At 44.8% G+C, this 16,213-nt stretch carries 11 protein-coding genes and 1 pseudogene; all 12 read left to right on the forward strand.

Features of this window, described 5'->3' with window-relative positions:
• The first annotated feature begins 157 nt into the window (after window positions 1-157).
• The 12 genes and pseudogenes from MUB35_RS01545 to MUB35_RS01595 all read left to right on the forward strand — a co-directional run bounded on the left by MUB35_RS01545 (window position 158) and on the right by MUB35_RS01595 (window position 16,186).
• Window positions 158-3,271 (forward strand): alpha-mannosidase, encoded by a 3,114-nt coding sequence (locus tag MUB35_RS01545; protein WP_118743373.1) that lies wholly within the window; start codon window positions 158-160, stop codon window positions 3,269-3,271.
• 250 nt (window positions 3,272-3,521) lie between these two features.
• Window positions 3,522-3,731: pseudogene (locus MUB35_RS30975) on the forward strand (DUF3786 domain-containing protein); the annotation flags it as partial.
• A 240-nt stretch (window positions 3,732-3,971) separates the two neighbouring features.
• Window positions 3,972-4,595 (forward strand): TetR/AcrR family transcriptional regulator, encoded by a 624-nt coding sequence (locus tag MUB35_RS01550; RefSeq protein ID WP_158587253.1) that lies wholly within the window; start codon window positions 3,972-3,974, stop codon window positions 4,593-4,595.
• Window positions 4,596-4,773: 178 nt separating this feature from the next.
• Window positions 4,774-6,102, forward strand: a complete 1,329-nt coding sequence (locus tag MUB35_RS01555) for an MFS transporter (RefSeq protein ID WP_033139134.1) — start codon at window positions 4,774-4,776, stop codon at window positions 6,100-6,102.
• Between the two features lie 56 nt (window positions 6,103-6,158).
• Window positions 6,159-7,577, forward strand: a complete 1,419-nt coding sequence (locus MUB35_RS01560; RefSeq protein WP_103732114.1) for a sodium:solute symporter family protein — start codon at window positions 6,159-6,161, stop codon at window positions 7,575-7,577.
• Window positions 7,578-7,703: 126 nt separating this feature from the next.
• Window positions 7,704-8,642 carry a sugar phosphate isomerase/epimerase family protein gene (locus MUB35_RS01565; RefSeq protein WP_118743374.1) on the forward strand — a complete coding sequence of 313 codons (939 nt, stop codon included), beginning with the start codon at window positions 7,704-7,706 and terminating at the stop codon, window positions 8,640-8,642.
• 60 nt (window positions 8,643-8,702) lie between these two features.
• The gene (locus MUB35_RS01570) at window positions 8,703-10,103 is read left to right on the forward strand and encodes a trimethylamine methyltransferase family protein (RefSeq protein WP_118743375.1); all 1,401 of its coding nucleotides are present in this window, start codon (window positions 8,703-8,705) and stop codon (window positions 10,101-10,103) included.
• Window positions 10,104-10,310: 207 nt separating this feature from the next.
• Entirely contained in the window at window positions 10,311-12,092 is a 1,782-nt protein-coding gene (locus tag MUB35_RS01575; protein WP_118743376.1) for a sensor histidine kinase, read from the forward strand.
• Window positions 12,064-12,810 carry a response regulator transcription factor gene (locus MUB35_RS01580; RefSeq protein ID WP_054350640.1) on the forward strand — a complete coding sequence of 249 codons (747 nt, stop codon included), beginning with the start codon at window positions 12,064-12,066 and terminating at the stop codon, window positions 12,808-12,810. Before MUB35_RS01575 ends, MUB35_RS01580 begins: the two co-directional genes overlap by 29 nt.
• A gap of 214 nt (window positions 12,811-13,024) precedes the next feature.
• Window positions 13,025-14,317, forward strand: a complete 1,293-nt coding sequence (locus tag MUB35_RS01585) for a sugar ABC transporter substrate-binding protein (protein ID WP_118743377.1) — start codon at window positions 13,025-13,027, stop codon at window positions 14,315-14,317.
• A gap of 118 nt (window positions 14,318-14,435) precedes the next feature.
• Window positions 14,436-15,341: a carbohydrate ABC transporter permease gene (locus MUB35_RS01590; RefSeq protein WP_033139129.1), complete on the forward strand. Its 906-nt coding sequence runs from the start codon at window positions 14,436-14,438 to the stop codon at window positions 15,339-15,341.
• Between the two features lie 2 nt (window positions 15,342-15,343).
• Window positions 15,344-16,186, forward strand: coding sequence for a carbohydrate ABC transporter permease (locus MUB35_RS01595; protein ID WP_033139128.1), 843 nt, complete (start codon window positions 15,344-15,346; stop codon window positions 16,184-16,186).
• Window positions 16,187-16,213: the final 27 nt, after the last annotated feature.

Genomic DNA, 16,213 nt, shown 5'->3' on the forward strand with positions numbered 1-16,213 from the left:
CGGTGCAAGAGAGGAATGGAAAAAGCCACATAATACGGAGATAAATATTAAAATTTACACATAAAATTCACAGAAACACAAGACAAAAAGGAAGTTTTTGTTTAAAGTATAAATAAAAGAGTTGAGATAAACGAAATTCTATAAGGAGGAACAACAGATGTTTTTGACACTGGACAAGTTTGAAAGAAGAGTAAGCGAACTGGGCCGGCGCAGATACTTTAGCCATCAGTGCATCGCGCCGTTCATATCTATGGAGGGAAATCTTCCAAAAGACGAGAGCTATTGCGGGCTGCCGGAGAAAATAGAGGGGCCGGAGTTCGGAATCAACGATTCCTTTGTGGGAAGAGACCGTTATCTGTGGATCGAAAAAGAAGTGAAATTGCCGGAAGAAAAAGAAGGCTGTGAAGTAGTTGGTTTATTTGACTTTGGTGAGACCGGAGGCGGATACAACAGCGGATTTGAGTCCCTGCTGTATGTGGATGGACATCCTTATCAGGGTGTGGACACCAACCACAATGAAGTTATTTTCCGGGGGGAAGAGGGAAAAGCGGTACGTCTCACATTCCTTCTCTGGACCGGATTGGAAGGGGGCGGCGCGCACCGCACCTTTTTCCATCAGTGTAAACAGGCGGATGTGGCGTATCTGCATAAGACCACAGATGAGCTGTATTATTTTGCAAAAGCCATCACCGGTACACTGCGGCTGATGCCGGAGGACAACGAGCAGTATGTGAAGCTGAAAGCCGCTCTGGACCGGGTGCTTCAGTTTATCAATTGGGATGAGGAATATTTCTATGAGACAGTGGAGACAGCCTATGAGGTTCTGATGACTGAGCTTGACCAGATGGAGAAACATACCGATGTGACAGTCAGCGTAGTAGGACATACCCATATTGACGTGGCATGGCTGTGGCGGCTGAAGCACACCAGAGAGAAAGCACAGCGATCTTTTTCTACTGTGCTCCGCCTGATGGAACTGTATGATGAGTTTATTTTCCTTCAGACCCAGCCTCAGCTTTACAAATATATCAAAGAGGACTGCCCGGAACTGTATGCCAAGATCAAAGAAAAAGTGGCGGAAGGCAAATGGGAACCCGACGGCGGCATGTGGGTGGAAGCTGACTGTAACATTTCCTCCGGTGAAGCACTGGTGCGCCAGTTCCTCCACGGGACCCGCTTTATGGAAAAGGAGTTTGGAAAAAAATGTGAGTATCTGTGGCTGCCTGACGTATTCGGTTACAGCTGGGCGCTGCCTCAGATTCTGAAACAGTGTGAGATAGATACATTTATGACTACCAAGATCAGTTGGAACCAGTTTAACAGCATTCCTGATGACTTGTTCCGATGGAGGGGGATTGACGGCAGCGAGGTGCTGACTTACTTTGTAAATACTCCCAGTGAGGGACAGGACTCAGACACCAGATATGCCACATATAACGGAATGGTGACACCTCATGCAGTGATTGGAAGCTGGAAGAAATTTAAGAACAAGGAACTGAGCAGCGAGACGCTGATCTCCTATGGTTACGGCGACGGAGGCGGCGGTGTTACCAGGGATATGCTGGAACTGAGAAGAGCCATGGACGTGATTCCTGGTCTGCCGAAAGTAAAGGCTGTACAGGCGAAAGATTTCTTCCGCAGGATGCATGAGAATGTGGACAAAACGGATCGCTACGTCCACACCTGGGATGGCGAACTGTATCTGGAATACCACAGAGGAACGTATACATCCCAGGCATACAATAAGAAAACAAACCGCCGTCTGGAAAACAAACTGGCCCGGACAGAATGGCTGTCCTCTCTGTCTTACATCCTGGGCGGAAATTACGCACAGCAGGAACTGAATAAAAGCTGGGAGTGCGTGCTGCTTCACCAGTTCCATGATATTATCCCGGGCTCTTCCATCCATGAAGTTTATGAGGACTCCCATGTCAACTATGGTATCGCGGAAGAGAGGGCAGACCGGATAACAGATGATGTGCTTAAAATTGTTACAAAACCGGAAGCGCATATGTACAGCGTATATACCACCAATAGCTTTGGCGGAAAAGAGCTGGTTCTGATTCCGGAAGAAGGGACAGGAAGATTTGTGGATGAAAAGGGACAAAAGCTGGAAGCCCAGAAGACTGCGGGCGGATACGAAGTTCTGGTAGAAGCGGAACCTTTTGGGGCGGCTGCCGTGAAGTTTGAGCCTGCCGAAGATGTGCATTTTGAAGCGGAAGATACTTCCGGCGACAGCTTTTCATTTGACGGAAATACACTGGAAACCCCAATCTACACCATTTCCTGGAATGAGGACGGACAGTTGACCGAGATTTTCGATAAAGAGGCGGACAGGTCTGTGCTGAAAGAGGGACAGCCCGGAAATGTACTGGAAATCTATGAGGATAAGCCCATTAATTACGATGCCTGGGATATTGATATTTTCTATACTCAGAAAAAAGAAACCGCAAAGCTGGCAGAAGCTGTAGAACTGGTGGAAAAGGGAGAGTTAAAAGCAGTGGTACGCTTTGTATTTAAGTACCACAAGTCCACCATCCGGCAGGATATGACAGTGTATAAAGATTCCCGAAGAATTGATTTTGTCACTCAGGCAGACTGGCAGGAGACCCAGAGACTGCTGAAAACTGCATTTTACACCAATATCCGTTCCACAAAGGCAGTCTATGATATCCAGTTCGGACATGCGGAGCGCCCCACCCACTGGAACACCAGCTGGGACTGGGCAAGATACGAAGTCTGCGGACATAAATGGGCAGACCTTTCAGAAAACGGATATGGTGTCAGCCTGTTGAATGATTGTAAATATGGATACAGCATCAAAGACAATGCTGTAAAGCTAAGCCTGTTGAAGAGCGCAGTTTATCCGGACACCACGGCGGATAAGGGGGTGCATGAATTTATTTATTCTCTGTATCCCCATATTGGAAATGTGACAGAAGGCGGGACCATCGAAGCTGCCAATCAGCTGAACCTGCCTGCACAGGTTGTTTCCGGTGTATTTACGGATTGGAGAAAGCTTGTGGAAGTGTCTTCGGACTGTGTGCAGATTGATGCAGTGAAGAAGGCGGAGGAGGAAGACTGCCTGATCGTAAGGCTGCATGAGTGCAGGGGCGGAAGAAGAAAAGTGACCCTTACTTCCCAGTTTGATGTAAAACGTATCGTGCCCTGTAATTTACTGGAGCATGACACCGGAGAGTCAGTGGAAGGCTCCAAAGTATCCTTTGAGGTTACGCCGTTTATGATCAAGACCTTTAAACTGTATCTGTAAAAGTGGAGAAAAAGGATTGTGAAAAACAATATATCTAACTATGAAAAGATGAAAAACCGTATGGCAGGCGTATTTTTGCAGTATGAACAGGAGAGAAGAAAAGGCAGATTATAATGAAGTCATGACCATATATGATGTGCTTTGTTATTCCAAGGAGAACTGTCATCTTGCGGATGAATGGGCAACAGTATTTTGACGGAAAAATAAATAAACTGGCCCGTGCCTGTGAGAAACTTGGGGGAAGAAAAATAAAAAAGGAAATGTAGGTTATGAACTTGCATTGTTTCCTTTTCTTCCCCTGTCCTTGTGTTTCTGGGAATCTGATGAGGACTTTCCCGTCAGTCTGCAGATTCTGACAGATAAGAATATCCTTGATTATATGCATTACGAAATGCTGATGTTTGCGATTACACATATGCTCAATTGCTGGAAAGAAGAATGTGAGCAGCATTTAATATAACAAAACATATAAAACTCTTGACAAAAATTGTAAACGCGTTTACAATCTAAATAAAAGTAAACACGTTCGCATTTTAAAAGAAAAACAATATTCCTTGACGCCCACCCCAAAGTAAGTTACTATTCATTATGAGTTAATGCGTTCACAATTTTAACTACAATGATATATCTGCAATTACAGAAAAATACATACGATATGGCTGTTTATGAAAAAGGTTATGAAACAAAGAGACGTTTGATCATGTCAATGTACAACAAATTAAAGGTACAGGATGCATCAGAAATTACTGTACGTGAGATCGCGAAGGAGAATCAATGTTCCCCGGCTGCGTTGTACCGGCATTTTGAAAGTCTGGAATATTTGATCATCCTTGGCTCCATGAGATTTTTTATCGACTACATGGTTGAATACGGTCATCTGATGGATTCCAACAATAATCTGATGGATTCCTACATTAAAGGATGGAAATTATTCAACAAGTATGCATTTGAGAGGCCCGATCTGTATTACCGTCTATTGTGGGGGCAGTATAACGCCATGTTTTCCGATGCGTTGGTGGAATACTTTGAGTTGTTTCCGGTGTCAGGTTCGGAACGGTATCCTGCGTATTTTTATACGCTGCTTTTTACTGAGGATATCATAGAGCGTGATTTTCTGATGCTGAGGCGGGCCGTGAATTATAATTTGTTATCTTATGAAGATGCTGTTTATTTCAGTAAATCCAATACACTGATCGTCAAGGGAATGCTTGAGATGTATATGGGGCGTGATTTGGAAAGCAGAAGGCAGGGAGAGCAGGAGTGCAATGAACTCCTTCTGAAAAATCTTGAAAAGGTTTATGTTCCATCTGAACATGGACTTTAAATGCAGGGAGGGATAAGAGTATTGATTTTAATTGCAGGCAGGTGAACGCATTGGCTATTTTTTTGAAATAAAAAGTGAACACATTTACAATTTGCGGCGAACTGAGAATATCCTGTATAAATATTCGGTTGAAATGTAATGGGGAATACAGGCTTTAGGGAAAAAGGAGGAGGTTTCTATGGTAATTACAGGTAAGAAACGATGGTTTGTGCTGGTGATAGTATCTCTGATGGCGGGTGTTATGGTGTACGTGCCGTTTTTGCGCTACAGTTATTATGATCAGATGGTTATGCTGTTTTCTGAATATAAATCGGTTGCGTCTGCAGCCAACGTAAATGAATTTATCGGTGATTTTAGTTTCTGGTTTGGCCTTGTCTGTACGATCGGATATCCGATAGGAGGGATTCTGGTAGATAAGTTTGGTGAAAAATGGCTGCTGATCATCGGTTCCGTCATGATGGGGGCATGTTCTTTCTGGTTTGGTCTGGTCCCGGATAAACTGTCTATTATAATTATCCATGTGTTATATGGTGTGGGCACCAGCTTCTTCATCTGGAATGCTTATCTGAAGACCACACGTAAGATGGGAAATGCGTCCGAGCAGGGGTCCATGTTCTCGACTTCTGAATTTGTCAGAGCGATCATGGGCATGCTCCTCGGTTTTCTGGGTGTTGCCCTGTTAAACCGAGCGATTATGCCGGGCAATGCAACAGACCTTCAGGTGCTGGGGGCACAGTGGAGAAATATGCTGTTTTTCAACGGCGCTCTGTTTTTAGTATTGGCTGTCATCGTATTTTTTGTGGTTCCCAATAACATTATTGGAGCAGAGGACGCGGAACTTGCCGCCTCCGGAAAAGCTGCGCTGACACAGGAGAAACTGACTGCGGCGTCTGTTCTCAAAGTGCTGAAAATGCCCGGTACATGGCTGTTGTCGCTGCTGATCTTTTTCTGCTTTTCTTTTACCTCAGCGGCAAACGGATACCTTGGTTCCTATACGGTAAATGTCCTCGGTATATCCCAGACACAGGCGAGTACATTTGCAGTTGTCCGAAACTACATCATCGCAGGTCTTGCAACTCTTGCCATCGGATTTATTGCGGATAAGATTGGGTCAAAAGTTAAAACACTGGGGTATTATCTTGCCATTGCGACTGTACTGACTGTGGCGGTTCTCGTTACCAAAAACACTGCATTTCTATGCATTGGAGTTACCTTTGTATTCGCCGTTGTTTATACGGGCATGCGCGGTATCTATTTTGCGACTCTTGGCGAAGTTGGAATACCGCTGTCTCTTACAGGGGTTGCAACCGGGGTAATCTCGCTGATCTGTTATCTGCCGGATGTGTACTTTGCTAAACTGGCCGGTATCTGGCTGGATAAATACGGGAAGTTTGGCTATGACCTGATTTGGTATTGGGTGATTGGCTGTGGAATCCTGGGTATTCTGGTTGCGTTTATTTCGGTTCGTTATTCTAAGAAGCTGAAAGCAGAAGGAAAGGTTCAGTAATTTGGAAAGCGTATATCAGGAAATCAATAAAGTAAACTCATGAAAGGACGATACTTATGAGTACGACGCAAATGATTTTAGCGGGAGCTTTGATCGTCATTGACCTTCTGGTCTGTATGACAATCGGTATAAAAACGAGGGGCAAGGCGAAAAACGCTGAGGATTACTTTATTGGCGGGAAGAGGACAGGTACTTTTTTGCTTTTTCTTACTGCATGGGCAAGTTTCAGCGGTGCCGGTAATTTTATAGGTCAGGCCGGAAGGGGAGCATTGGAGGGAATCAGCGCTTACTGGCTTTGGCTTGGCGAGGGGCTGATGGGCGGAATCATCATGGGGTATATTCTGGCGCCTTATCTGGCCAGATTTAAATATCTGTCCATGCCTCATTTTGTGTCCGGCTATCTCTTTGGCGGGGACCACTATATCCGCAGGGTGGGCGGCCTGGCGGCTCTGATGCCCAATGTGGTCTGGCCCGGCGCACAGATTATGGGAGTGTCCTATGTTCTGGAGCAGGTGTTTGGGATAGATTACCGGATCGCGGTTATCGTGTGCGGAATTGTCTTTATCTTTTACACGGTAAGCGGCGGTCTGGAAGCTGTTATTTATGCGGATGCACTCCATGGGACCATTCAGATGATCTTTGCTGTGGTCGTGATCTTCTTTGGTTTAAAGCTGTTTCATTTTGATTTCGGATATCTGCAGGATCAGATCATGCAGGTTGATCCTGCAAAATGGGATCTGTTCGCAGAGAAACCCACTGTTATTGTGACAGGATTTCTGACGGGTCTTGTGGGGGCTGTTTCCAATCCTATTTTCTGGAACCGTGCATTTGCTGCAAAAGATGTGCAGACGGCAAAACGCTCCTATGGGATTACTTTTTTTATGAATATCATTATGGTCTTTATTATGATCACCATTGGAATCGCTTCTCTCATGTATACCAATGCCGGAGACCAGGCACTTGTCTGGGTGATTTTAAATAAAATGCCGCCTGTCTGCGGTATCATTCTGGCGGAGAGTGTTCTGGCTGCCTGTATGTCCTGCGCAGATACACATTTGAACTGCGCGGCAGCAAATGTGGTCTCTGATATCATAGATCCGGACTCGAAACTGGACGGGGAAAAGAGTATTAAATATGCGAAGGCAGCCACATTGGCAGCGGGAATTGTGGCCATTTTATCGGGACTGTATGCACCGTTTATTTACGCTTTGGGTACCTACGGATACACAGTCTGCGGCGGGGTTTTGATTCCCCTGTTTGTGATGGGATTAATATTCCGGGACCGTAAATCAGAAGAATTCAGTTCCGGACTCAGCATTAAGGCTGCCAGGATCGGTGTCACTCTGGGGATTGCCGCGGCAGTTGCATTTGAGGTGATACCTCCTCTTGCTGCAGTATTCGGAGGCGGTGTGATACCTGCTATTGCAGCAACGGTACTGGGTACTTTGATACCCAATGCTTTTATAAAAGAATGAAGTGTATGATGATTTATGCAGAAACGGAGGTGTATGTCAAAAAAAGTGAACTTGTTTGCAATAATGTGGTTTAATAAGAAAATGTTTTGACAGATTCAGAACAAAGAATAAAAGGAGAGTGGAAATATGACTGACAGGAACAGACCTTTAAGACTGGGAATGCATACCTATACGCTTCATTTCTTCGGTCTGGGAGAAAGCTGGGGATTTGGAAAGGATTATTATTTTGAGCAGACAATGTCTCTGTATGAACTGATGGATAAAGCAGTGAAATGGGAACTGGACGGGCTTCAGATCACAAAAGTGGACCTTTTAACAACTGCTGAAAAAGACCCATTTGGAACTGAGAATCTGAAAAAGGTGGCGCAGGCAGCCAAAGAGCACGGGCTGTTTTTGGAATTTAATTCATCCTTTCAGGCAGGGAGTGATTCCCGAGTGAACTGTACGGCAGAGGAAGCTCTTCGGATAGGGCATGATCTTGACGCAGAGCTGGTAAAATTCAGTCTTGATATTATACGGCCAAGAGAACTTTACGGCTCCTGTATGCACCCGGATGTTATGCGCCAGATGACTGACCGGTACGATGAATTTAAAAGGACTATTCCCTTGATCGAAGAGTTCGGTATGCAGATCGCAATTGAAAATCATACGGATACCTTTGCAGACGAGATTCTATGGATCGTGGATAAGCTGAACCATCCGCTTATAGGTACCTGTGTAGATACCATGAATCCGCTCCAGGTTATAGAAAACCCGTATTATGCCATGGAACGTATGCTGCCCAAGGCATACTGCTGCCATTTCAGTGATGATATTATTGTCGTGGACCCATTGGGTGTACATGATATCGGGGCTGCGCACGGACAGGGCTCCATGGATTGTCCGAAGATGGTTTCCCAGATACGGGAGAAGTCACCAATGGATAAGATTATCTTTGAAAATGAGATTGCATTCAGGAGTATGGAGGAACCCATCGAGGAGGCCAGGGCAAGGGAACTGCAGGCCTGTGAGGAAAGCGTTCGGTACCTTCGGGATGTATTAAAACTGGGCGTAAGAAACAGATAAACATTCAATATAAAATATGGCGGGACAGAAGTTGTCCGTCAAAATTCAGGAGGAAATTATATGTCAAGAGAGCAGATGATACATGATGCGGCTATGGAAATTATGCGTGATGTGGGTGTGAGGATTCACAATCCGAAGGCAGTTGAAATCTTCAGGGAAAACGGAATCAGGGTGGAAGATAATACCGTATATTTTACAGAAGAACAGGTTATGCACTGGGTTAAAATGGCTCCGGAATCATTCACTCTTTATGCAAGAAATCCCAAATTCAACATGACAGTAGGCGGGAATCATATCAATCCGGCTCCCACATACGGATGTGCATTTATTGATGACTGGAGCGGCCAGCGCCGCAGAGGAACCATGGAGGACTATATCAAATGCTTAAAACTTGTCCAGGCAGAGGAGAGTTATTCCATTAACGGCGGTATTATGATTCAGCCCAGTGATGTGCAGGAGGAGACTGCAGCAATAGAAATGTTTTATGCAACGCTTATGTATTCTGACAAAGCGATCATGCTGCCCACTGGTTTTAAAAACGAGATGGAGCTCATATTTGAGGCAGCCTGTGAACTCTTTGGAAGCAAAGAAAACATGGTTGAAAAACCGGGAATGATCGCGCTGATCAACACCGTATCTCCTCTGTCTCTGGATGAGAGAATGCTGGACTGCCTGATGCTGTTGGCGGAGTACGGACAGCCTGCCATTCTCTGCCCTGCCACAATGCTGGGCGCAACAGGATCACTCTCCATGGCGGGGACTCTTGCCAGCGGAACAGCGGAAAATCTTGCCGGCATTGCCCTTGCGCAGATGATTCGTCCCGGCACACCGGTGGTCTTTGGAATCCAGTCGACAGCCGCGGACATGAGAGGCGGTATTACCTTTGCCTGTGCAGCTCCGGAGGGAACTCTTATGCAGGGATTCGGAGCAAATATGGCCAGATTTTACGGGCTGCCGTCCAGAGGCGGCGGATGCCAGACCGATGCCCCGGTTATCAACTGTCAGGCCGGATATGAATCCATGCTGACGTTTGTTTCCGCTTATCGCCACGGTATCAATCTGGTTATGGAGGCAGGTGGTGTTATGGACAGTGTCAACGCCACTTCCTTTGAAAAAATGGTGATTGATTTTGAGATAATCCGCCAGGTCAAAGCCTCCTTTGCACCTATTGAGGTGAATGAGGAGACGCTGAATCTCGAAGAGATCAAGGAGATCGGGCATGACGGCAGCTTTGTGACTTCAGATTATACGCTGGAAAACTACAGGGATCTGTACTCCCCCCGCATCGGAGAGCGCAATGCCAAGAACGCGGATTACTTTAAGGAGAGCATTGACAAAGAGATTGCCAGACTGCTGAAAACTTATGACGACAGCCGTCCGGAGGCAGACGCGGAGACTATGGATAGAGTGAGAGCAGTGCTGGAGAAGTCGGGGACAGATATGAGTTATTTTAAGAAATGACACCAGGCTGTACTGGACTTAAAAGTTTCAGTATGCTTAATTTAAGAGAATGGAATATATAGGAAAAGTGGCATAAACACTGGGTTTATGTCATTTTTCTTTTTACCATGGAAACTATATTAAATATCTTGCCCTTCTCGGCATAAATGTCTATAATATTCATCAAAGCCCCCCAAAACACTACAAAATACAAAGGAAATCAACAAAATGCCCATACAAAAAAAGTTCCATAAAATATCCTGGACAAGACGTATGATCATAGCCCTGATCGTTGCCACCGTCATGCCTGCAGTCATTATTTCCTCTATAATTTTTAATGTGGCGGCAAAGAATCTTGAAAAACAGGCCTACGAGCTGACTGATTATAAGATCACCCAGCGTGTCCGTTTTCTTGAACTGGACCTGCGGCAGGTGTTTGATCTGATTTACCAGACAGTAGTGGACCCTGCGGTGGCAGGAGCCATGGACAGCCTCAACCGTGGCAGAGAGCCGGTGGAGAGCAAAACAACCTTGCGCAGTAAGTTCATATCCTATGGCCAGATGCTGGAGGCAGTCCAGAGTATGACATACATAGATAACCAGGGAGAAAACTACTATACCTACGAGAAATTCAACAGTGTCTATGACAATAATATGTGGTCTGACAAAAAGCGGCGTCTGGGACTGTGCAGTCAGACAAAAGAATCGGAATCAGCCGTATTTTTGCCCACAATCCAGGAAGAACTTGCCGGGGGCAGGCAGATCGATCTGTTTTATATAGCCATACCTGTTCAGGATTATGTTGCTGACAGTAATGTGGGAGTGCTTGTCATGGGAATCGGCATGGAATTTTTTCAGAACCTGGATACCGGCGATGATGAAGAGTCCCAGTGGAACGATATGGTGGAAGTTATAGACCCCCGGGGAAGAATCATATATTCCCAGGAGAAAGACAGAATAGGAAAAATATCGGAAGGCATTGATAAATCGGACAAGAACCAGTTGATAAAGGAAAATCAGATTGAAAAATCAAACTGGACACTGCGGTCTTATGTAAACCTTAAAGAAATAAAACAAAATCTATACGGTTTCCGGCAGGTGACTATATTGATTGGTATTATTTTCATTGTACCGTTTGTCGCAGTGGTCTGGGCACTGAGCAAATACTTTACAAGGAATCTCAGCATGCTCTCCATGAACCTGAAGAAAATAGGGGAAGGGCAGGTGGGTATGCAGCTTGATGCCACCATTGAAGATGAGTTTTATCCCGTCATACAGCAATTTAACCAGATGTCAAAAAGTATTGAACGCCTGATAAAGCGGCTGAAACGGGAGCGCGCCCAGACAGAGGAGGCGGTGACGAGGCAGAAACAGGCAGAACTTCGCGCCCTGGAATCCCAGATCAACCCACATTTTCTCTATAATACTCTGGACAGTATTAACTGGAGGGCTATTGAAAATGAGGAATATGAAATCAGTGAGATGATTTCCTGCCTTGCGGATCTGCTCAGATACAGTATTACGGATATAGACGGGATGGTGCAGGTGAGAGAAGAAAAACAATGGCTGAACAAGTATCTTTTTCTGCAGCAGAAACGTTTTTCGGATAAATTCACCTTTATCATCCGTATACCCGAGGAGGCGGAAGATATCCTGATACATAAAATGCTGCTGCAGCCTATTATTGAAAATTGTGTGGTGCATGGCATTAATGAAATGAAAAAAGATGGAAAGATCACAGTTGAAGCAACCATGGAGGAGGGGAATCGGCTGCGGTTTGTTATTAAGGATAATGGAAAGGGAATAGGGGAAACGACGCTGGCAAGGCTTAACCGTAAGGACAGCAAAGGGGATATCGGCACGGATAATGTACGGGCAAGACTGGAGAGCTATTACGGGGGAGATGCGTTCATACGTTACTATAGTTCAGAGACGTCAGGAACAGTGGTAACTGTGGAAATACCTTATGGAGATGAAGTATATGCTAAAAGTAGTGATTGTGGAGGATGAATATATGGCCCAGACAGGACTGGGGCATCTGATTGAGAAGATCAATCCGGAATATCATATTGCAGGTTATGCAGATAACGGCTGTGACGGAATGGTCTTGGTTAAAGAGGTGAAACCTGACATCGTTATCACGGATATTAAGATGCCCAGGATGAATGGACTGGAAATGATTGAAAGCCTGAGGAAGATTCATATGGACTGTCTGTTCGTGATCCTGAGCGGTTATGCAGAATTTTCCTATGCGCAGCAGGGCATTTCTCTGGGTGTGACGGATTATCTGTTGAAGCCGGTGACTGTGCAGAAGATCAAAGATTTGATGGAGCGGCTGGAGAAAAAACTGAAGCCTGCCTGCCAGGAGACAAAAAAGGAGGAGGCGATTTATTCTCTTCTTGTCACAAAGGTGATCGGATATATACATGAACACTATCAGGATAAACTGACACTGGATGATCTGGCAGAGAAGTATAAGGTAACGCCTGAATATTTGAGCCGTATGTTTTCCAGGGAGGTTGGCCGTCCTTTTGTCAATTATCTGAAAGAGTACAGGATTGGCAAGGCCAAGGAAATGCTGCAGAAGGGAAACAGGAAAATTTATGAGATTGCTTTTGAAGCGGGATATTCGGATGTGAAATATTTCTGCAGGGTATTTAAAGAGGTTACGGGCGTATCCCCGAAAAAATATCTTCAGTATGGTGAAAACGGAGACAAAACAGAATGATTTGAAATTGGATAAAATGACCGGATATACATGGCGGGACGTGTATATTTGGTCATTTTTTTGTGCAAAAGAATCCACTTTTGTTAAAATCGTATAATTTTGCCTGAAAATGAAAACTGATATAATAAAATCATCTTAAAGAGAGCAGTAAAAATACCGGTATTTCAAAAAGTCAACAAGTTGTAACAAAAATACAGATTATTGGAGGAAAGAAATGAAAAAAAGATTTTTGGCGATGGCACTGACAGGAATAATGACAGCAGGTCTGCTGGCAGGCTGCGGAAGTTCAGGTGGTACCCAGGCGGACACAGCAAAAGACGCAAAGGATGAAAAAACAGCAGATACAGGAAAAGATTCTGACGGCGGGGGAAAAACGGAGGTTGTACTGTGGCATAGTATGGTATCTCCTGAGGTAGAGCCGTTCCAGGAGATGATAGATAATTTTAATGCACAGAGCGAAAAGGCAACTGTTGTGACAGAATGGGTTGCCAGGGATGAGCAGACAAAGCAGCTCACGATCGGCAATATGGCAGGTGAACTGCCGGATATGGTATTTGTGGATAACCCGGAAGTGATCAATTATGGAGAGATGGGGGTATTCCAGGATATCAAGAAACAGTTTGACGGATGGGATGAAAACCAGTTCCTGGACAGTATCACAAACTCCTGTGTATATGAAGGCAAAATGTACGGTGTTCCTTATATCGGCAACAATCTTGCCTTGTTTTATGATAAGGATATGCTGGCTGCCGCAGGCGTGGAAGCGCCGACTACCTGGGATGAACTGGTGGATGCAGCCCAAAAGACTACAAAAGATGGTGTCTACGGCCTGGGATTTTCAGCGATCAAAAATGCGGAGTGTACATTCCAGTTTATGCCGTTCCTCTGGTCAGCAGAGGGGGACTGGACGGATATGGGATCGGATGACAGCATAAAGGCCATGACTTATTACTCTGATTTCGTGAAAAACGGATTGGCCAATAAAGAAGTTTTAAACTGGTCACAGGCTGACGTGTGCAAACAATTTGCCTCCGGCAACTGTGCAATGATGGTAAACGGATCCTGGAACGTGGGGACACTCAGAAATGATGCGCCGGATAAGAACTGGGGAGTTGTACCCATTCCGCAGGACAAAGTACCTGCATCCTGTCTGGGAGGTGAAGCTCTTTGTATCACAAAAAATGCCGATGCTGACGCCTGCTTTGAGTTTATTGAATATCTTTGCGGAAAGGAAATTTCTGCTCCGTACGCAAAGAGTGTAGCAAAATTCTCTCCCCGTTCTGATGTGGATATTGATAAAGAGTTTGCAGATGATCCGGAGATGAAGGTATTTGCTGAACAGATGGAAAATACAAAACCACGCGGGCCATATCCAAAATGGACAGAGGTGGACAATGTTATCATTGAAGCCTGCCAGAGTGCGCTGACAGAGGCAAAGACGCCGGAACAGGCATGCAAGGATGCCGCCGCATCGATTGCGGATATTGAGGAATCGTTAAAAAAATAAAATGTTGCATTTGCCGGTAACAGGCAACTGACATTACCAGGAGTCTGCCGGGTTTTTCGGTCTTAAGAAATCCCGGCAGACTTTTTGACTCTAAATACCCTGAAAAGGAGCGGACATTATGGGCAGTAAATATTCCAGAAACAGCAGGCGGGAAATACGAAACGGATATGCATATATTATGCCGGCACTGATTTTCATGGTCGCCATGATCGGATTTCCCATTCTGTATAATTTTTATATCAGTTTTTTTGACATGACAGCACAAAGCGTAGGTATGGGCCATGCGGAATTCATCGGACTTAAGAACTATGAAGCGATTTTCAGTGACCCGACCATGTGGAAGGCTATTAAAAATACATTTTTCTATACGATTTTTTGTATTGTATTTCAGTTTATAATCGGATTTGCTTTTGCAATGTTTTTCAGCAAAAAATTTAAGGCCGCAAGGTATCTGAAGGGCCTTATGGTAATCAGCTATATGCTTCCCATGACAGTGGTAGGACTTATGTTTAAGTTCATGCTGAGCCCTACAAACGGTGTTATCAATGATATTCTTATGAATCTGCATCTTGTGAAAGCGCCCGTGGAATGGCTGCTGAACGAGAAAACAGTTATTTGGGGGCTTATCATAGCCAATACCTGGGTGGGAATTCCTTTTAATATGCTTCTGTTATCAACCGGTCTTGACAATGTCCCCCAGGACGTCTACGAGAGTGCATCTATTGACGGGGCAAATTCCGTACAGAGGTTTTTCTATATTACTGTGCCCATGATCAAGCAGTCTATTCTTTCTGTTTTGATATTGGGATTTGTATATACGTTTAAAGTCTTTGATTTGGTCTATGTAACTACAGGAGGTGGGCCGGTGGATGCCTCAGAGGTTCTTTCCACTTACTCGTACCGTCTTTCCTTTAAGACTTATTATTTCGGACAGGGGGCGGCTGTGGCAAATGTACTGTTCCTCTGTCTGTTTGTGGTGGCATTGGTATATTTGAAATTGATCGGAAAAGATGAGGTGAGTTGACTATGATGAAGCAGCGGACAAAAAATATAATCGATACCATAATAGCAGTTGTAATAGCGGCAATATTTCTTTTTCCCATGTATTGGATCATTATCAGTTCCCTGAAATCCGATACTGAGATTTTTGCGCAGGTGCAGACATGGTTTCCAAGGGAGATCCATTGGGAGAATTACATAGACCAGTTCCAGAATAAATCCAATACAGCTAACATTTTCGTCCAGTTTAAGAATAGCTGGATCATAGCCATAGGTTCCATGGTTCTCTCACTTGTCCTGTCTATTCCCGCCGGATATGGACTGTCAAGATTTAAGATTCCGGGGAAGAAACCGATTCTGATGATTTTTCTGACAACACAGATGCTTCCCTGTTCCCTGGTGCTGACGCCTCTGTTCCTGATCTATAACAAAGCGGGACTTTTGAATACATATCTTGCGCCTATCCTGGCTACAGCTACAATATCCATTCCATTTGTGATCATGGTGCTCAGGCCTATTTTCATGGAATGCCCCAAGGAGATAGAGGAGGCGGCAAGAATTGACGGGTGTAATTACTTTACGGCATTTCTCAGAGTTACACTGCCGATATGTAAGAGCGGTATCATAACGGCTGCGGCATTTTCTTTTATTTTTGCATGGAATGATTTGGTGTATTCCATAACCTTTAACAACAAAGGCGATCTGCTTCCCATGACATCCGGGATCTATCAGTTTCTCGATGCATACGGAACAAAATGGAATATGATCATGGCATATGGTGTGATCATTGTGCTGCCAATCGTGGTGTTGTTTGTATGCCTGCAGAAGTATATTGTGGGCGGACTCGTGGGCGGTGCCGTGAAGGGCTGATCGTTCAGGTGATTTTTGGAAAGGAGA

The sequence above is a fragment of the Blautia sp. NSJ-175 genome, from assembly GCF_022867815.1.
GTDB lineage: Bacteria > Bacillota > Clostridia > Lachnospirales > Lachnospiraceae > Blautia > Blautia celeris.